Below are 19392 nucleotides of genomic sequence, written 5' to 3' on the forward strand. Positions count from 1 at the left end.
GGCTGCTGCGTATGCATACACAGCAGCCTGAACGATCTTACTTAAAACCAAACTCGCGCTCTTCAAGAGTGGCGCGGAGGTTCTGGCGACCATCCATATAATCGAGGCTGGTCGCTGCCCCCTGAACCGCCTGTTTCCAGGTTTTATCTTTCATTCCCAGACCTTCCCGGAATGCATGGAATGTCTCCTCATAACGTTTGACGTGAGCCTCAAAATCACAAGCGCTGTAAAAATTATGATGTGCCACCACGCTTTGAGGGAAGCGCGGACGTATAGCTGCATCGCTGTCAGTTGCAGGCCATCCGACCACCAGGCCGCATACGACGTAGCTGTGGGCTGGAAGCTGGATAAGCTCAGCCAGTTCTTTAGCCTTGTTACGTGTCGCACCGATATAAACCGTACCCAGCCCGATTGACTCTGCAGCCACTGTTGCATTCTGTGAAGCCAGCGCGGCATCAACTGTCGCCATAACAAATGAATCAAGGTAATCATGTACAACCGGCGTAAGGCCATCTGAAACGGTCAAATTGTGATTTCGTGACAGGTCTGCAATCCAAAGCAGTATCGCAGGAGCCTCCTCAATGTATCCGTTCGCCAGACCTTTCTCTCCCGCTGAGAGCTTTCTGACCTGCGCCTTAAGTGCAGGATCGGTAACTGCCACCATGCTCCATTGCTGAAGATTTGAGGATGTTGACGCGGACTGAGCGGCCGCAACAAGCGTCTCAAACCAGTATTCCGGCAGGGCTTGCTGTGAAAAAATCCTGACGGAACGATGGCTGAGCAGCCCTTCTATCTGCGCATTCCAGATAATGTTCTCTGGTCGATCTTTCTCACCGTAACGGGCGGTAATCAGCTGACTTTTGTTTAAATCTTCAGACATTATTTTTCTCCTGTGAATAGTGTAATGATCATTCAATAATTGGGTAAATAAAAAGGCCGAATGGCCTTTGAACTAAATGCTCATTATTAGCGCTTCGATCGCATCCCGTTGATATTCAGGCTCATGCACAATTCTGCCGAATACCCGGAAACCAAAATAGGCACACATAAATGCCTTAGCCATAACTTCAGGCTGCCGTTCGGCCTGAAACTCCCCGGCAGCAATCCCGGCGGCAAAAAGTCTGATGAACATTGCCTCAAGCTTTTTGATATAACTGCGGCTGAGCTCTTCAACGGTTTTATCTTTAGCGGCTCTTTCCAGGGGAGAGAATATTGCCATACAGCCGTTGCGCTCTATGTCGCTGAAATCCAGTTCAATACCTTTTTCAAGCAGAATGCGTAACCTGTCCTTAACGCTACCGGCCTGGCTGAATACCGCCTCATGAAACTCAATGCTTGAGCTATGATAACGGCGCAGGGCTTCATGGTAGAGATTTTCTTTATTACCAAAAGCCGCATACAGACTTCCACGGCCAAGCCCTGTACTCTCAACGAGCTCCTGAGCGGAGGTCGCTTCAAAGCCGTTTCTCCAGAACGCATCCATAGCCGCCTGAATCACGAACTGGTCATCAAATTCTCTCGGTCTGCCCGCCATCAGGCTCTCCCACGGTAAAGACAGTCATCACCCTAACAATTATGGAACGAATGGTCAAGAATTGCGGTAGCCTCACTCAGTTCTTTGACAGACGTTGGGTGATGCCAGTAAACCTCCGATCCCGGCACGGGCGGACCTAAAGCAAGGCTGTTAGGTCTGCTTAGAGCGAAGAACGGAAGTTCTCATTTGTCATGACCGCGGGGATGCAGGACTAACATTCGCGTGTGATAATCAACGGGGAACAAGTCACCCCAGGTGTATATAGGTTTTGAGCGGAGAATTTTGAGTTTTACTCCTCACTCTGTTTATTACAAAATATAACGATATAGTTCAAAGGTATAAAACCTAAAGGTCAGTCTGATGCAAAAAACAAAAAATAAAAAGAAATTAATCCCTATATTCTTCTTACTCTTCGCTCAATTACTGAGCGGATGCTCATTGACTCGAGTTTCTGAAAAATCGCATGCCAGAGAAGTCGAGAGCCTAAATCTTATCGGAATGAGCCTGGATGCGGCGAAAGAAAAGTTAATTAAAGAAGGATTTGATTGCAGCGACTATCCTGAGACCAATAGGGTGCAAACCCAATCCGGCGCACGCACTTTAATGCAGCTTGATTGTAGCAAACGAAGCTTAGAACTGATTTGTCCGCAGATACGCTATGCGGTAGTCAATGTCGACCCCCAAAGCTTCAGAGTGGTATTGATGGGAAAACGAATAACTCAACAAGCATGTTTTTGATGATTAATGATCCTACCTCTGCTCTTGGCACACAGCGGACAAACACCTGACGCTAATGGTCTGCTGAGAGCGAAGATTAGACATTGGTGCTGAGTTATTAATGTATGAAAGTATCTGGGTTCGTAGTGTCATTCTCATTTTTTATTTTGTTAACTTTTTACTGAGCAATGTCAACTCATCTTTGATTGATCGGGATTGAAGAAACTATAAGATGAAGATTGAGTGGGGGACAGAACTTTTCGATATACAAAAAAGATAAAGATATTGGGATGTAACTTGTTATTTTCAATCACTTTAATTGTTGAACATTACACCAACTCCCTGTTCCTGCTGGCAAAGTGGGCGACCATAAAGTCAACGAATACACGTACCTTTGGTGATAAATGGCGGTTTTGCGCATACATTACCACCACAGGTTTTTCTGGCGTCATAATATCGCCAAGGATCCTTTCCAGCTTACCTTCTTTTACAGCACTTTCAATTAGATAATCCTGACAATAAATTACACCGGAATTGCTAATCGCAGCATCTACCATGGCATTACCATCGTCTAATGACAGCGTCCCGGCAGGAAGATGAACAATTCTTTGTTCATTTTGAAAAAAAATCCACTCAGTAATTTTTCTGGTCTGGGGAGAAATAAATGACACACAATTATGATGGCGTAAGTCTTCAGGTTTTTCAGGTCGCGATTGTTGCTGCAAATAATGAGGCGAAGCGGCTACTACAAAACGTGTTACCCCCAAAGTGCGCGCTATCATTCGGGTGTCAGGCAGATCCCCAATACGCACGATGACATCGAAACCTTCTTCCACCACATCCACAAAACGATCGGTTACGCTGGCATCCACCTTAACGAGAGGGTATTGCCGCATAAAGGCAGAGATTGCTGGTATAACTTGCGAACGTCCGAACGCTGAAGGCATGCTTACGTGCAAGCGGCCACTGGGGGCGCTCTGCGCCTGGGACATAGCTAATTTAGCGTCATCAAGATCACTCAGGATTTGCTTACATCTCTGGTATAACGCCGCCCCATCATCGGTCAGACTTAGACTGCGCGTTGTGCGGTTAAACAACCTGACATGCAGTTCATTTTCCAGACGTGATATCGCTTTACTCACGCCTGAAGCACTAATTCCCAATTCCGTGGCTGCCAGGGTGAAGTTACCACCTTCCGCTGCAGATACAAAAGCCGCTATTGCTCCAAGATCCATAATACCCTCATGCTGGAATTTCAGTCATCAATGTAATGATTTAAAGCTTATTTAACAACTTCAGTTTGTTATTTAGAGTATGCGTACTGACCGCTCCTTGAGAAAAAATCATGATCCATTTGAAAATAAGTAAGCTTGCTGGCATTACGCTGCTCTTCAGCATGGCGATAAATTCTGCGACGTTGCAGGCACAGGAATTTATTGGATATGTCAAAAATACCGTCAATCCTGAAGATATGGTTGTCATTCCAAATACGCCCTGGGTTGTCACATCTACGGATAAAACACCGGGGAATGAGAAGCCAGGCTATCTATATCTCATTGATTCAGCTTCTGGGAATGCTCATCAGGTGAATGCCAAGGTCGCCTTCGTTTCTTCTGCTGGCGACCCAACCTGCAAACCTCTGAAGATGGACGATCTTGCGATGAGTGGACTTGCTATACGTAGTACAACTGATGGCACGCATCAACTGATGGCTGTCAATCGCGGAAAACGAATGTCGGTTGAATTCTTCAACATTGACCTCTCCACTTCCAAACCTGCTTTTACATGGAGCGGATGTTTGATCATGCCCGATAAAGCTTTCCCAAATGCTGTGGTTCCGCTCAGCAACGGTGGTCTGGCTGTAACAATTTCTTTTGAAACCGATAACAGAGCTCTAATGCAGCAACTGGAAAATAGAGTGAATACCGGTTATCTGTTGGAGTGGAGCCAACAACATGGCTTTAAAAGGGTTGCAGGCAGCGAACTTCCGCTTAACAACGGCCTTAAAATCAGCCCTGATGGCAAATTTTACTACATCGCAGGTTGGGGGAGCGAGAGCATATTACGATTACCTACGTCTTCAGGGAGCGGTAAACCTCTTCAGGTGAATATTGGAATGAAGCCAGATAATTTGAGTTGGTCCAGAGACGGAAAACTGATAGTTGCAGGCCAGCTTCAGTCGGCTACCAGCATTTTTAATTGTGTTGCTTCTGATAAAGATGTCTGCCCCGTTCCCTTTAAAATCATTGAAGTAGATCCCAATAATTTATCTACTCTTCGTGTACTGGTTGATGGGGAAAATATGAAGACGTATGCCGCTGCAACAACCGGACTTGAGGTCGGTAATGAGATATGGGTGAGCGCATTTCGCAACACTAAAATTGCCCGCTATCGATTAAATCAATAATTATTAAATTGAATTTTATGCCAAAATCGGACGGCAGGATATAGCAAACCTGCGTCTGAATTTTCTTTACCACTATTATCCGGGGATAAAAAAACGTGAAGCTAACTCATAAATCACTGTGTCAATTGCTCCCTATAGCTCAGAGCTATCAACGTCCGCTTCTGGCACAAAGCGGACTAACCGATCTCCCTAAACAGCCCTTCACTTATTCTCCCCACCCATTAATCTTCCGCGCCTGGATCACCTTCCAGCGAATAGACAACGCTCTCCTAAACCAGGCAAATAAGCCCACTCAAGTTCCCCTGAGCGGACTGCTGGATGTACTCCACTTTCTCCCCCCAAAACATCACCCAAGAATCGCCTCCAGTCTTGCCAGCACCTCATTGACAATCACCTCGGGTACCCGCTCCAGGCGTCTGCCGTTACGCACTTCCATATCAAGAGTTCTGGGCTGGTCGCAGCGGATCACGCCGGTGGTTTTCGTTCCCGCACCATCCAGAGAAACGGCGAAGCCTGCCGTGCGGGCGAAGTTGCCGCCGCTGGTGATTGGCACAACAACGGGGAGCCGGGTGAAGGCGTTAAACGAAGCGGGTGAAACAATCAGCACCGGCCGCGTTCCGCGTTGTTCGTGCCCCGCAGTGGGATCGAGAGAGACGAGCCAGATTTCTCCCCTGTCCATTTACAGGACCTCCTTACCCAGGGCTGAGGCATTAGCCCATTCCCGATCCTCGTCACTGATTTCTGCGTGCGGATCGCACTGCGCCAGCAGCTCATCAAGGGAATAATGCGGTCGTTTCTGGGGTTCAATAATCAGGCGGCCATTATCAATGGTCATGCCGACTTCACTATCGGTAGTCAGCCCCAGCGTTTTAAGCACGGCAGGAGGAACCGCCAGCATGACGGAGCCTCCAACCTTTTTCAGGCGAGCAATATGCATAGAACACCTCCAAAAATTATATTTAAATATAACATTGTCGGCGATGCGTGCGCAATTATTAATCAATTCCATTGTGGTAATTTCCTTAGTTTAGCCTGTTATCATGCAGGAGCTGAGTCCATGACAAAGAAAGCCGATGATAGAAAACTTCACCACCGGCTCAAAGAGTTATGACGTTTCAGGCAGGAAGAATGCGGCACGGCTTCCAAATCTTTGCACCGCCGGAGGCAAGAGGATCACGCGTAAGGCTAATTCAGTAAGCACAAAGGCCCGCCCTCCATGGCAGCCCTTCCCTCTCACGCCACGCTATTGTTAGCCGCTGCCGGCAGCAGCGTTTTACTGCCTTTAAGGGTAAAGATAGAAATCACCGTAAAGCTCAGCGTAATACAGCCCAGGGTCAGATAAGCCTGGTGGAAGCCGACGGTATCGTACATCCGCCCTACCCACGCCGAGAGCACCACGCCGGATAGCTGTTTCGATAAGTTAAAGCCGATCAGGAACAGAGTGGCGGAAAGCTTGGGGTTAAACGCCGATGAGATGTACTTAAAGGTGCCGACCAGTAAAAACGGCAGCTCAAACATATGCAGCATCTTAAGGAATACCACCTCCACCGCCGAGCTGGCAAAGGACGATCCCAGAATACGCATGGACATAATTAATCCGGCAATTAACAGGGCATTTTTGGCGCCGATGCGGTTAATAATAAACGGCGCGAAAAACATGATTAGTGCATTAAGTAATTCCCCACCAGTAGTCACAAAGCCAAACACTTCGGTGCCGCGCTGCGGGCTGGAGAAAAACCCTTTAAAGAAGTTGGCGAACTGCTGGTCGAACACGTCATACACGCTGGCCACGCCCACCACGTAAACAATGAAGCCCCAGAAGCGCGGCATCCGCAGCAGTTCGGCGGCGGTGCGCATTGAGAACGCCCGGCGGTTGGCGCCCAGCGCGTCGATGACTTCGGCGCTGTTGCTGCTCTCGGGTTTGGATACCCACAGCAGCACGCCGAGGATCAGCGCAAATCCGGAGGCGATCCAGAAGGTGATATTCGGGTCGATGCTGAACAGGATGCCGGTGATTGACGCACACAGCGCCCAGCCGACGCAGCCGGAAACGCGGACCTTGCCGTATTCAAAGCGGTTGGCGCGGCTCACGCGTTCAATATAGGCCTCCACCGCGCCGGAACCGCTGGAAAACACCATCCCCAGGTAGATCCCGCCCACCAGCGCGCCGGCGATGATGTTCATCTGCAGCAGCGGTGAGAACACGAAGATAAAGAACGGCGCAAAGAGGATTAACAGCCCCGTAATGGTCCACAGCAGATGTTTGCGCAGCCCGAGCTTATCGGAAATCAGGCCGAACACCGGCTGGAAGACAATGGAAAACAGGGAAATCGAGGAGAAAACAATCCCGGTTTCGGTTTTGGTCAGGTGGTTAACTTCCGCCAGCCACACGGGGAAAAACGGAAAGTAGGCCGACATAATGAAGTAGTAGAAGAAAAAGAACAGCATGAAATAGATAAAGTTGTGCCGTTCACGTGGGACAAGTTCAGAAAGTTTCATGGTGATATTCCGTATTATAATGTCTATCGCCTGACATGAATGATTTCGTTATCAGATATTTTCGTTAATGCCGCAATAACGGCGAAAATGAAACCCGCCCGCCGTCACGAAACGCCGGGAAAATGGCTGCTTTTTGTCGTTCTTTAAACATAAAATGTTAGCGCACGACATTCACCTTTACCGGAATAAGGAGCACCGCATGCAGCGCCATTTGGCAACCTTAGAAGATGTCGCCCGCGAGGCCGGCGTTTCCCAGCAGACGGTTTCCCGGGTGCTGAATAATCCTGCGGTGGTGGCCGAACGCACCCGTGACAAAGTGATCCGCGCGATGCAGGCGCTGCACTATGTGCCGAACCGCTCCGCGCAGCTGCTGGCGGGGAAATCCGCGCCGTCGATTGGGCTGATTACCGCCTCGCTGACGCTGCACGCGCCGTCGCAAATCGCCGCCGCGGTGAAAAGCTACGCCGGATCGCACCAGCTGGAAGTGTCGATTGCGATGCCGGTTCAGGCCGATTACCCGTCGCTGCAGGACCGGCTGAATGAGTTTCGCGCCCAGCATATTCGCGGGGCGATTATCAGCCTGCCGCTGGAAAGCAGCGTGGCGGAACGGCTGGCGGCGGAAAACAGCGATATTGCCTGCCTGTTTCTGGATGTCTCGCCGGAGAGCGACGTCTGCTGCGTGCGTTTCGATCACCGCGACGGCTGTGGGGCCTGCGTGCAGCACCTGTGGGACGCCGGGCACCGGGAGTTCGGCCTGCTGGCCGGGCCGGAAAGCTCAGTTTCCGCCCGTATGCGCCTGAGCAGCTGGCGAGAAGCGCTGCACCGGCTGGGGATCAGCAATGCGGTAACGGTATTTGGTGACTGGAGCGCCGCCAGCGGCTGGCAAAAAACCTTCGAACTGCTGCACCAGCATCCCAGGGTCAGCGCAATGGTGGTGGCCAACGATCAGATGGCGCTCGGCGTGCTCAGCGCGCTGGCGCAGCTGAATCGCACCGGCAGCCGGGCCGTTTCGGTGACGGGCTATGACGATACGGCGGACAGCCTCTACTTCCAGCCGCCGTTAACCACCGTCGCTCAGGATTTCAATGTGTTGGGGAAACGCGCGGTGGAAAGGCTGATCCAGCTGATGGCCGCGCCGCAGATCAAGATCCGCGAACTGCTGCCGACGCGGTTGATTATCCGCCAGTCCACCCGCCCTTACAGCGGGGAAACTGACGATGAGAAAGAGAAGGTGATTACGCAGTTAAAAACGCTGGTGGAGAAGCTGTGAACATCGCAAACGGGTCATCACCCGATGTCGATCCCACGGAAGAACCGCCCCTGACACCAGCCACATCAGTTAAAATCGGAACGCGCCGCCCACGGTGTACTGGGTCTGCGCGCCGTCGGAATTGGCAAAACGGCTGCTGACGTCGGTATACAGCGACAGGTTATCGCCCATCAGCCACTGCACGCCCACGCCGCCGCGGCCAAAGCTCTTGTCCGGCGCACCGATATTTACGCTGCGCACGCCCCCTTCCGCCCGGTCGCGAATGTTGAACTGGTCATTCACGCCGTCGCTGAGTTCACGAACCCAGGACAGATGCGCGTACGGCAGCAGGGTCTGATGCTGCGCAAAGCTGAATGATGAGGAAATCTTCCAGCCCAGCGAGGCCTCCAGCGAGTTGAAATCCTGCTTCTGGTAGTCCACGGCGGTGCGCAGATCTTCACGGTCGCTGAAACCGTCAACCGAATAGTGCTGGTAGTCCAGTCCGGCAAACGGCCCGGTACGCAGCTTAGCGAAGGTGAAGTCATAGCCGCCGTTCACCCGGCCACCGTAGAAGTTGGCGTTGGTATGGCCGTTAAGCGTGTGGTCCAGCAGCGCCAGGCCATCGCCTGATTCGATAAACACCGAGCGGCGGGTATCGAGGCTGGCCCGTCCGGCGGACAGGTCACCGGTCAGCCACAGCGGGTTATCAAAGGTCAGTTGGCCATAAACCCCCAGCTGCCAGGTGTCGCCTTTCACCGATCCGTCACGCTCCAGTTTATCTTTATTACGCTGATAGCTCAGGCTCGATCCCAGCACGGCGCGTTCGTTGAACTGATAGTCGACCAGGGCATAGGCCAGGGTATTTTGCGCGCGGCCCTGCGGCACGGTATCAAAACCATCCGCCGGAGTAGACTGGCCTTCAATACCGACAGCGCCTCCCCACGTGCCCGCTTCGCGAGGCTGCAGGCTGAGCAGCTGACGGCGACCATCGTGCAGATCGTTCAGGTTCTGGTGCTGGCGTTGCAGGCTCTCTTCCACCACGCGCTGAAGCTGGCCTGCGGAAGATGCGGAGTACAGCAGGTCGGTATTGGACCATTCAAGCAGCAGCCGGGTGAGGATTAGCGAAACGTCGTGCAGGCGCTGGGTAATTCTTTCCTGACCAAACACGCTGGTCAAAAATTCTTCGTTATCCGTGGCCGGGCTGTGCCAGGTTGCCCCGCCCGGCACCGCCGGATTGGTGGTCTGGGTATAGCCGTCTTTATCACCGATATCCCAGTTGGTCGCTTCCAGATACAGCACCGGAATGTCGAGAATATTAAAGCTGTCGCCGTCGCTACAGCAACCGGTCCCAGCCGGATACTGCGGATCCAGCCCCGGGTTGGTATACAGCTTCACACCCAGCTCTTCGGAAATGCGGAACAGCTGGTCACGCAGGCTGGTCAACGCCGGGTTACTGACGCTGTTATCCCCGGCGTGGGCGTAAAGCATATCCCCGGTGATCATACTGTCCATGTTGATCATCCCTTTCAGGTTGCCGGTCAGGTTGTTGGCCTCCAGCTCGTCGACCATCGCCGCCGATCCGCGCAGCCCCTCCTCTTCCGCACCGAATGCAGCAAAGACCAGCGTGCGCTCGGTCTGAATACCGCTCAGATTATGGGCGATTTCAGTGAGCAGCGATGCGCCCGAGGCGTTATCGTCCAGCGCTTCCAGCGTCGGCCTGCCGTAGTAGGAGTCGAAGTGTGCGCCGGTGACAATATAGTCATCCTGCAAACCTTTATTGTAAGCAATCACGTTCTGCGAGGCGCGGGTCTGACCCCGCGTAGTCCAGGTAAAATCCTGGCGCAGAACGTTATAGCCTGGAGACATGCGGTCCTCCATCCACTGTGCCGCGCCGACAAAGTTATCGGTATCGCGATAGCGTCCGGGATAATCGTGGATCAAGGTATCGAGGGTTTCTTTGGCGTAATCACCATATTCAACGGCAGCACCGGCCTGCTGAGCCGAGAAGAGAGCTAAAGCCACGGCGAGTTTCTTAAACATTCCTTTACCCTTAGTTATTGTCATTTAAAAAGCGCGTTTACAGCCCGGATAAAGCATCGATCGTGCCAGAGAGTGCATAAAAGAGATCGGGAGAGGTTTTCCTGCGGGAAATCAACGCATTAATATGAATAACTATGCAATCACTATGCAAAACTCATCCAGCGTAGCCACGCTGTAACGTTAGTGTAAAAAAAGAAGATGGGTGAATATTCATTTACTCTTTTTACGATTTTCTTACGAAAAGTGTGTTCAACCCTGCAATTTCTCTTCTCTGCTTCGCCGGATGCACCACTGGCGAACAGCGTTGCACGGCGATGAATCAGTGATAAACGAGAAGAGAAAACAGCTGAGGAAGTCAGGAAGTCAGGAAGTCAGGAAGTCAGGAAGTTAGGAAGTTAGGAAGTCAGGGAGCAGGCGTTTCACAAAGAGGGTTAATGGAAAAATGCCCCCTGCCGATTGCGCAGGAGGCATCGTTTCTTCCTTTAGTAACTGAATATCGATTGCGCGAAAATCAGAACACCACTTCAGCCTGCACGCCGAAGCTAATCTGATAGTCTTTACCGTCGTTAAAGGTGGTGCTGTCGATCTCGTTTTCCAGCGCCTTCAGATAGGTGGTGTACAGGCGGATTTCCGGGCGCGAGTTCAGGATGCTGGTATCCACCTTAAAGACCTGCGCCAGCGTCACCTTATAGCCGGACTCATCAAAGCTGAGGTTGTTGGCGCGGTTCTGCTGGTTAAAGTAGCCCAGCTCCAGCGCGGTCTGCATGGTGCGGCTCCAGATCCACGACGGGCGGATCACCGCGCGCGCGGTTTCGAAGTCGGTGTGTGCGCCGGTGTAGGTGGAGTAGAGATCGTGGCCGCGACCGTAGACCAGCGCGTGCGCCATGATGATCTTGTCGCTCAGGTAAAACTCGCCCTGGCTGACCAGACGCCAGCCGATACCATCACTGTGAATGCCGTAGTAGGAGCTGTTGTAGTCAAAATCCGGGTTGGCGCTGGAGATACTCATAAACTGGCTGGCCAGCGAGTTATCAGCCACCTGTAGTGTCAGTTCGTTGGTGCCGTTGAGCAGCGGATGACGCAGAATCGCCTGGCCGAGCCACGAGGATTTGACCTTGTAGTAGTCGTTATCCGCCTGCGCCTCTTTCTGTTCATCGGTCTGATTGGCGAAGGCGTATTTCGCCCCCAGCTCCAGCGTCACATTGTCGGTTATCGGCAGGTTTTTATAGCGAACTTCGGCGATATTCACGTTAACCTGGGTGGTATCGCTACAGGTTGAGGAACCCGCCGCGCACACCGTGCTGTAGTTATCGATGTCGTTGCGGGTCAGCGCCATACTCAGCGATCCCACCGGCATCGACCAGTTCTCAATCCCGATGCCCGCGCCGGAAAGCGTGCGGTTGCTTTTCCAGTCCAGCAGCTGAATTTCATACTGCGGCAGCGTGTGTTTGCCGATCCACACCGAGGCTTCCGGGGCGAACGGCAGCAGCCCGTTACCCTCCACGTACAGCTTACTAAGCTTGCCCATGCCGCCGCCGGACATGCCTTTTTCGAAGGATTCGTTGCTCTGGGTTAGGCCTAAATCGCCCTCAAACTGCACGTTGGCCCAGATGGATTTATCGCCCTCGCGCCACGCGCGTTTTTTCAGCGACAGGTTATACCAGCCGTCGTATTCGTTACCGAAGCGCCCCAGCGACCCCACGCCCCAGGACTTCGGCCCGCCGTTGGTGGTGCTGGCCCAGCCGGAGCGGAAATAGCCGGAGTATTTAAAGCCGGTGTCGTCCTGCACATATTTGCTGATCTGCTTCAGCGTATCCGGCGACAGCTCCAGCGGTTCGGCGGGAGCGGCGGAGGCGGTCCGGGCGACCGATGACGCAGAGGTTGCCGGAACGCCAGCAGTAACGCTGCCCGCAGACGGAGCCGAGGCAGCATAAGCAGCAGAACCCGCCGGAGAACCGGATGCCGCCGAATCAGCACGAGCCGAAGCCGCCTGTGCCTGTTCTTTATCCTCGTAGGCCTGCAGTTTCTGCTGGGTGGCCAGCAGCTGCGCCTCCAGCATTTCCATGCGCTGTTCCAGCGTCAGTTTTTGCCCCACGGCTTGGCCGCTGATGGCGTAGCAAGAGAATAGCGCCGCCGCGATCATCGTTTTTTTATAATTCAGTTGTTTCGCTTTCATTATTACCCCAGGGTATTGCATCCCCGCAAAAAAAAGACCCGCCGCCGGTGGAATACATTTCCACCGGTTGCAGGTCTCGCCTGAATTAAATCAGTTACGTCCTGAAGGGATAGTGTTAGATAACTGTCAATGTTGTTTTATTCACTACGGCGACAGCCCAACGCCGCTACAGACTTTATTTCTACTTCGCATTAATTCATTAAAGCGACAGCGCCATCACCGGTTCGCCAAAGCGAGAATGCGGTTTATCGCTGATCTTCATTTCGCGCCACGCTTCGCTGTTGGTGACAATCACCGGCGTCACCGTGTCGTATCCCGCCTGCTTAATTTCGTCGAGATCGAAGGTCAGCAGCAGCTGGCCCTTTTTCACCTCATCACCCTCTTTCACCTGCATCTGGAAATGCTGGCCTTCCAGCTGCACGGTATTGATACCGACGTGGATCAGGATCTCCGCGCCGCCGGTGGAGTTAATGCCGATGGCGTGGCCGCTGGCGAAGGTGCTGGCGATATGACCATCCACCGGGGAGTACACGCGCCCTTCATCCGGCACAATGGCGAAGCCCTGGCCGACAATGCCGGATGAGAAGACCTTGTCATCGACCGCCGTCAGCGGGATCACCGTGCCGGAAATCGGGGCGGCGATCTGCTCGTTGACCACCTGCGCCGCCGGTGCTGTCGTTGCTGCCGCAGAAGTTTCCGCGCTCACCGTGCGTTTTTCCCTTGGCGTAGGTGCGGAAGGTGTGGTTTGAGCCGTGGCTTTCAGCGCCGGGTCATCGAAGCCCACCAGCAGCGTCAGCACCAGGCTGGCGGCAAAGGCCACCACACAGCCGATAATAAAGCCGATAAAACCTTCGCCGTAGAAGATAGGCAGGGTCAGCAGGCCCGGCATCCCCATGGAAATGGCGGAACTTTTGGCATAGCCCGCAATGGCTCCGCCGCAGCCGGCGGCGATCACCGCACAGATAAACGGCTTTTTCAGCTTGAGGGTCACGCCGTACACGCCCGGTTCGGTAATGCCGAACAGCGAGGCGATAAAGCTGCTTCCCGCCAGCGCCTTGAGCTTTTTATCTTTGGTACGCAGCATCACCGCCAGCAGCGCGCCGGACTGGGCAAACACCGACGGGCTGGAAGCCGCCTTCAGATAGCTGTGGCCCATCACCGAAATATCGTTGATAAAGACCGTCACAAAGCCCCAGTGCACGCCGAAGATCACCAGGATCTGCCACGACGCCGCCATTAGCGCGCTGGCAATAATCGGATTGATGCCGTAGATGCTGACAAACAGTGACGCCACCGCCTCGCTCGCCGAAACGCCCACCGGCCCGATGGTCATTAACGTCAGCGGCACCATCAGCGTCAGCAGGAAGAACGGCGTCAGGATATTACGCACGCTTTCGTGAATATGGCGGTTCAGGAAGCGTTCCAGAATCGACATCAGCCAGACGCTGAAAATAATCGGGATCACCGTGCCGGTATATTTCATCATCATTACCGGCAGGCCGAAGAAGGTCACCGGATTACCGGCGGTAAACAGTTGCTGGATACTGGGATAAATCAGCGCGCCGGCAATCGACACCGCAACAAATACGTTGGTTTCGAATTTACGCGCGGAGGTAATCGCCAACAGCATCGGCAGAAAATAGAACAGGCTGTCCGAGGCGGCATGCAAAATAATGTAGGTGGTTTCTTTGCTGGTCATCCAGCCCGCCGCCAGCACAATCGCCAGCGCGCCTTTTAATACCCCTGCGGCGGCCATCGCCCCCAGCAGCGGGGTGAAAATCCCCGACACCAGATCGATCAGCCGGCCCAGTACCGAAGCGCTGTTCTGCTGCTCCGGTGCCGCCTTGTTACTTTTGCTGTCGTCCAGCAGCCCGGAGATGGCACCGATTGCGCGGAACACGTCCGGCACGCGGTTACCGATCACCACCTGCAGCTGGCCGGAGCCTCTCACCACGGTGATCACGCCGTCCAGCGCTTCCAGCTCCGGCTGATTGACCTTGCTATTGTCGATAATTTTAAAGCGCAGCCGCGTGGCGCAATGCACCAGCGAGGCAACGTTGTTCTCCCCACCCACCAGCTTGAGTATATTTCCTGCCAGCACTTCAGTATTCATGATAATAATTCCCGTTTTATCGACGACAGTCATTGCAGTGCGTTTACGATCGTTGCCTGTATCCGCTGGCCAGCAGGAAAAAAAGCAAAAAAAAACCTGGATAAAATAGTGTGAGAAAACACACTGCTTTATCCAGGTTTCGCCCAGAGCATTCTGGTCACGTCCTGAAGAACGCCCATCTTTTAACAATACCGCTGGGGAAACGCCACCGATATATTCAGTTTTGTGAAAGTCATCACTAAAATTTCATTCTGACAGCGGTGGGAAAGAATTAAATACGGCGGTTGCATCACATTTATCAGGAATAGTGATTGCCCCGGCGGGGCCCGATTCTTATAACTACGCCCTCAGGACGTTACTGACCTTTTGGCGAAACCTGCTTTCTGTTGCTTACCCGGCAACGGAAAGCAGGTTTTTTTTTTTTTGGCGATCCCCAATGGAGAACGATGATGGCCCGGTTAAACCCACTACTCGGCACGATGCTCGCCTGTACCCTCACCAGCAGCTGCGCCATTGCCGCAGCGGTACAGGCAGCGACGCAGCAACAGGCACAAACGCACGCGCAGGCGCAGGCACCTATGCAGGCACAGGCGGCGCAGCAGAAAACGCGCATTCTGATTTTGTCCGACATCGGCAATGAGCCGGACGACTCGCAGTCGCTGGTGCGCTTCCTGGTGTACAGCAACGAATTTAACGTGGAGGGGCTGATAGCCACCACCTCAACCTGGCTGCGTGACCGGGTTAACCCGGAGATGATGCACAAACGCATCGACGCCTATGCGCTGGCGCTACCGAATCTGCGCAGGCACGCGGAAGGCTACCCGAGCGCCGAGGAACTGCGTTCTGTGGTGCGGGCCGGTCGCGCCGGCTACGGTATGGACTACGTCGGCGCGGGGAAATCCACCGAGGCCTCGGCGCTGATTATCCAGTCGGTGGATAAACCGGACCCGCGCCCGCTGTGGATCGACGTCTGGGGCGGTGCGGTGGATCTGGCGCAGGCGCTGTACGACGTGCGCGCTACGCGCAGCGCGGAAGAGGTCGAGGCGTTCGTCAGCAAAATCCGCGTTTATGCAATATCCGATCAGGACAATACCGGCGAATGGATCCGCGCGCAGTTCCCTGCCCTGCGCTACATCACCAGCATTCACGCCTGGAATGACTACTTCATCGCCACCTGGAGCGGCATGTCGTCGCGCTTTGCCGAGGGCGGCGATATGAGCCAGGTCAACAACGACTGGCTGGCCGGTAATATCCGCAATCAGGGACCGCTGGGCGCGGCCTATCCGGCCATTGAATACACCATGGAAGGCGATACGCCCTCGTTCCTCTACCTGCTGCAAAACGGGCTGAACGCGCCGGAACATCCGGAATACGGCGGCTGGGGGGGACGCTATGCGGCGGTGACGCCCGACAGCCGCAGCGGGCTGCGCACCAGCACCTCCGATACGGTCACCGGCGTCGATGGCAAAAGCCACCGCACCGCCAGCGCCACTATCTGGCGCTGGCGCGAGGCGTATCAAAATGATTTTGCCGCACGTATGCAGTGGAGCGTGACCCCGGACGTGAAAAAGGCCAACCACAATCCGCAGCTGGTGCTGAACGGGCAGCCGGGACAGGGGATCGTCGAGCTAAAAGTGAAATCGGGTGAAGGGGTCCAGCTGTCGGCGAAGGGGTCGTACGATGTGGACAACAACCGGCTCAGCTACCGCTGGTGGCAGTACAAAGAGCCGACCGCCACCGCCATGAATATCCACTTTGGCCCGGAGCTGAAGCTGGAAAATACAGAGCGTGAAGCGCTGAGCTTTACCGCGCCTGCGGTAAAAACAGCGACGCCGTTCCATATCATTCTGCAGGTACAGGATGACGGAACGCCGTCGCTGTTCTCTTATCGCCGCGCCATCGTAACGGTGACGCCATAGCGGCAGCACGCCCGGGCGCGCAGGGCGCCCGGGCAATGCGTTCTCACACGGTCAGACGGGATCGCTCAGGCTGCCGCCGTTGCTGCCAATCACATCGCGATACCAGAAGAAACTCTTCTTACGGCGGCGCTCCAGTGTGCCGTTGCCTTCATCATCGCGGTCGACGTAGATAAAGCCATAGCGCTTCGACATCTGCGCGGTACCGGCGCTGACCAGATCGATCGGCCCCCAGCTGGTGTAGCCCATCAGCTCAACGCCGTCTTCAATCGCTTCCCTCACCTGCACCAGATGCGCCTGCAGATACTGGATGCGGTAATCGTCCTGGATCGAGCCATCCGCCGCCGGAATGTCTTTCGCCCCCAGGCCGTTTTCGACAATAAACAGCGGCTTCAGGTAGCGGTCGTGCAGTTCATTCAGCAGGAAGCGCAAGCCCTGCGGGTCGATCTGCCAGCCCCACTCAGAACTTTGCAGATGCGGATTGGGGATCATCTTCATGATATTGGTGCGCGAGCTTTGATACAGCTCCGGCTGCGCCGCCGCACAGCCGCTCATGTAGTAGCTGAAGGAGATAAAATCCACCGTCTCTTTCAGGTCGGCGGCATCCTGCGCGGTGATATTCAGCACGATGTCGTTTTCGCGGAAGAAGCGCTGGATCCACGCCGGATAGGCCCCGCGCGCCTGCACGTCGCCGAAGAACAGCCAGTCGCGATTCACGCTCTGCGCCTTCAGCACGTCCTCCGGCTTACAGGTGATCGGGTAGCGGATCCCGCCCAGCAGCATGCTGCCGATTTTGGCATCCGGGATAATCTCGTGGCAGGCCTTCACCGCACGGGCGCTGGCCACCAGCTGATGGTGGATCGCCTGATAAATCTCCTGCTTGCTTCTTTCCCCCGCCAGCCCGACGCCGGTAAACGGTGCGTGCAGCGCCATATTGATTTCGTTGAAGGTCAGCCAGTACTTCACCTTATCGCGATAGCGGGTGAACACCGTGCGCGCATAGCGCTCAAACAGCGCAATCACCTCACGGCCGCCCCAGCCGTCGTACTTTTTCACCAGCCCATACGGCATCTCGTAGTGCGACAGGGTGATCAGCGGCTGAATGCCGTAGCGCGCCATTTCATCAAACAGGCGGTCGTAAAACGCCAGTCCTTCTTCATTCGGCTGGCTCTCATCGCCCTCGGGATAGATACGCGTCCAGGCGATAGAGGTGCGCAGCACTTTAAAGCCCATCTCGGCAAACAGCTTCACGTCTTCCGGGTAGCGGTGATAGAAATCGATGGCCTGGTCTTTCACGCCGTGGCTGTCAGCATCGCGCTCCACCACACTGCCGTGGATGCCCTGCGGCTGAAGATCGGAAGTGGAAACGCCCTTCCCGCCCTCGTTCCATGCGCCTTCCACCTGGTTGGCCGCTACCGAACCGCCCCACAAAAATCCTTTCGGGAATGCCATATTCATCGTTACGTTCTCCTTTATCACTCATTCACCTGCGTGTTATCTGTGCAGGTCTGAAAACAAAAAAACCTGCTCAGCACCGGCATCGCGAGATGTCAGTGCTGCAGCAGGTTTCGCCTGATAGGTTCAGTTACGCCCTGAAGTGTGACCTGTTAGTCAGCTTAACCGCCGCTAAGGCGGTTGATATGGATGGTCAGGAACATCACCTCGTCGGTGGTGAGCTGGCAGCCATAGTTCTTATCCACATAGTGACAGATTTTCTTTGCGCAGGCCCAGGCCTTCGGCATCATTTCGGTAATACCCTGATAGATGCTGTCATCACCGTGCGCCACGGTTTTACGATTCAGCAGCCGCAGGGCGAAGAATTTCAGATGGGTCACGAAACGCTGGTAGTCCAGCGAGTCCTCATCCCAGGTCAGCTTGAAATCGTACTGCAAAATGCTCAGTACGTCCCTGATGATCGTTGCACTGTCCATAGTGCTCTGCATGTCGCTGTTGTTTTTGGCATTGGCCAGATGCAGGGCGATAAATCCCGCCTCATCCTGCGGCAGCGTAATACTCAGCGCCTGCTCGATCAGCCCCAGCGCTTCCAGCCCGACGGCAAACTCCTCGGCGTAGAAGCGTTTAATATCCCACAGCAGGAAGTTCTTGATCGCCAGTCCGCTGCTGTGGCGCTGAAGGGCGAAATTGATATGGTCGCTGAGCGCCATAAACAACGTGTCCTGCACGGTGATCGCCAGACGCTGCTGCGCCAAATTGATAATCCGCTGGGTCACGGCGAGGTGCGCGGGTGGGATCTCCGCCAGCAGCTGCGCGAACACATCCGCCAGCCCCTCGGATTTTTTCACGAACTGGCTTTCGATCTCAGTGGCATTGACGCTGTCGCCGGGCTTTTTGCCAAAGCCAATCCCGCGCCCGATGGCCACCACCTCTTCCTGCCTGGCGTTGATCAGCAGCACCGCGTTATTGCTGAGTATCTTGTCGACTTTCATTGCAGCCATCTTCTGGGTGACCTTGTTCATAAAAAAGACAAAAAAAAACCTGATTGCATTGAAGCCATTACGGTTTCAATGCGATCAGGTTTCGCTCAGGGTTATCTGATAACGTCCAGGACGCTGTTATAACCAATCACACCGCCAGGCTCAAGCCCCCTCGCCAGGAACTGTGACGATAATCATGAACTGCTGCCCGGACGGATTCTGTTGATACCGACATCGCGGCCACCCTGTTGGAATGCTCCGAATGGGGGAAGGCACGGCTCAATCACGGTTAACCGCTTGCTGCAT

Annotated in this window: 15 protein-coding genes; 4 read left to right on the forward strand and 11 right to left on the reverse strand. The window is 54.2% G+C overall.

Going from position 1 to position 19392, the window contains the following annotated elements; translation table 11 throughout:
• Positions 1-37: 37 nt before the first annotated feature.
• Together EC836_RS15675 and EC836_RS15680 are read right to left on the reverse strand one after the other, a co-directional pair.
• Positions 38-880, reverse strand: a complete 843-nt coding sequence (locus EC836_RS15675; RefSeq protein ID WP_123334749.1) for a nitroreductase family protein — start codon at positions 878-880, stop codon at positions 38-40.
• 72 nt (positions 881-952) lie between these two features.
• Positions 953-1534: a TetR/AcrR family transcriptional regulator gene (locus EC836_RS15680; protein WP_123334750.1), complete on the reverse strand. Its 582-nt coding sequence runs from the start codon at positions 1532-1534 to the stop codon at positions 953-955.
• A 360-nt stretch (positions 1535-1894) separates the two neighbouring features.
• Between EC836_RS15680 and EC836_RS24640 the strand changes: the two genes are divergently transcribed.
• The gene (locus EC836_RS24640; protein WP_148050384.1) at positions 1895-2272 is read left to right on the forward strand and encodes a hypothetical protein; all 378 of its coding nucleotides are present in this window, start codon (positions 1895-1897) and stop codon (positions 2270-2272) included.
• A 308-nt stretch (positions 2273-2580) separates the two neighbouring features.
• On the opposite strand, the gene EC836_RS15685 is transcribed toward EC836_RS24640, so the two are convergent.
• Positions 2581-3486: a LysR family transcriptional regulator gene (locus EC836_RS15685; RefSeq protein ID WP_123334752.1), complete on the reverse strand. Its 906-nt coding sequence runs from the start codon at positions 3484-3486 to the stop codon at positions 2581-2583.
• A gap of 110 nt (positions 3487-3596) precedes the next feature.
• On the opposite strand from EC836_RS15685, the gene EC836_RS15690 reads away from it, so the two are divergent.
• Positions 3597-4658: a hypothetical protein gene (locus EC836_RS15690; protein ID WP_123334754.1), complete on the forward strand. Its 1062-nt coding sequence runs from the start codon at positions 3597-3599 to the stop codon at positions 4656-4658.
• 346 nt (positions 4659-5004) lie between these two features.
• On the opposite strand, the gene EC836_RS15695 is transcribed toward EC836_RS15690, so the two are convergent.
• The 3 genes from EC836_RS15695 to EC836_RS15705 all read right to left on the reverse strand — a co-directional run bounded on the left by EC836_RS15695 (position 5005) and on the right by EC836_RS15705 (position 7157).
• A complete protein-coding gene (locus EC836_RS15695; RefSeq protein WP_123334756.1) occupies positions 5005-5337 on the reverse strand; it encodes a type II toxin-antitoxin system PemK/MazF family toxin in 333 nt (110 codons plus the stop codon).
• On the reverse strand, positions 5338-5595 hold the full coding sequence (locus tag EC836_RS15700) for an AbrB/MazE/SpoVT family DNA-binding domain-containing protein (RefSeq protein ID WP_123334758.1): 258 nt from the start codon (positions 5593-5595) through the stop codon (positions 5338-5340).
• Between the two features lie 296 nt (positions 5596-5891).
• Positions 5892-7157: an MFS transporter gene (locus EC836_RS15705; RefSeq protein ID WP_123334760.1), complete on the reverse strand. Its 1266-nt coding sequence runs from the start codon at positions 7155-7157 to the stop codon at positions 5892-5894.
• A gap of 199 nt (positions 7158-7356) precedes the next feature.
• Here EC836_RS15705 and EC836_RS15710 point away from each other — a divergent pair, with 199 nt between their 5' ends.
• Positions 7357-8427, forward strand: a complete 1071-nt coding sequence (locus EC836_RS15710; RefSeq protein ID WP_123334762.1) for a LacI family DNA-binding transcriptional regulator — start codon at positions 7357-7359, stop codon at positions 8425-8427.
• 69 nt (positions 8428-8496) lie between these two features.
• On the opposite strand, the gene EC836_RS15715 is transcribed toward EC836_RS15710, so the two are convergent.
• From EC836_RS15715 to EC836_RS15725, 3 genes are all read right to left on the reverse strand, one after another.
• Positions 8497-10446 carry an autotransporter outer membrane beta-barrel domain-containing protein gene (locus tag EC836_RS15715; protein ID WP_123334764.1) on the reverse strand — a complete coding sequence of 650 codons (1950 nt, stop codon included), beginning with the start codon at positions 10444-10446 and terminating at the stop codon, positions 8497-8499.
• A gap of 511 nt (positions 10447-10957) precedes the next feature.
• The gene (locus tag EC836_RS15720) at positions 10958-12622 is read right to left on the reverse strand and encodes a carbohydrate porin (RefSeq protein WP_123334766.1); all 1665 of its coding nucleotides are present in this window, start codon (positions 12620-12622) and stop codon (positions 10958-10960) included.
• Between the two features lie 199 nt (positions 12623-12821).
• Positions 12822-14735: a beta-glucoside-specific PTS transporter subunit IIABC gene (locus EC836_RS15725; RefSeq protein ID WP_123335378.1), complete on the reverse strand. Its 1914-nt coding sequence runs from the start codon at positions 14733-14735 to the stop codon at positions 12822-12824.
• Between the two features lie 446 nt (positions 14736-15181).
• Between EC836_RS15725 and EC836_RS15730 the strand changes: the two genes are divergently transcribed.
• Positions 15182-16654, forward strand: a complete 1473-nt coding sequence (locus EC836_RS15730; RefSeq protein ID WP_233599350.1) for a DUF1593 domain-containing protein — start codon at positions 15182-15184, stop codon at positions 16652-16654.
• Between the two features lie 51 nt (positions 16655-16705).
• Here the strand turns inward: EC836_RS15730 and EC836_RS15735 are convergent, their stop codons facing one another.
• Both EC836_RS15735 and licT read right to left on the reverse strand, forming a co-directional pair.
• The gene (locus EC836_RS15735; RefSeq protein ID WP_123334768.1) at positions 16706-18109 is read right to left on the reverse strand and encodes a glycoside hydrolase family 1 protein; all 1404 of its coding nucleotides are present in this window, start codon (positions 18107-18109) and stop codon (positions 16706-16708) included.
• Positions 18110-18267: 158 nt separating this feature from the next.
• The gene (licT, locus tag EC836_RS15740) at positions 18268-19098 is read right to left on the reverse strand and encodes a BglG family transcription antiterminator LicT (RefSeq protein WP_123334770.1); all 831 of its coding nucleotides are present in this window, start codon (positions 19096-19098) and stop codon (positions 18268-18270) included.
• Between the last annotated feature and the right edge of the window lie 294 nt (positions 19099-19392).

It is taken from the genome of Erwinia sp. JUb26 (assembly GCF_003751505.1).
In the GTDB taxonomy this organism is placed as follows: domain Bacteria; phylum Pseudomonadota; class Gammaproteobacteria; order Enterobacterales; family Enterobacteriaceae; genus Erwinia.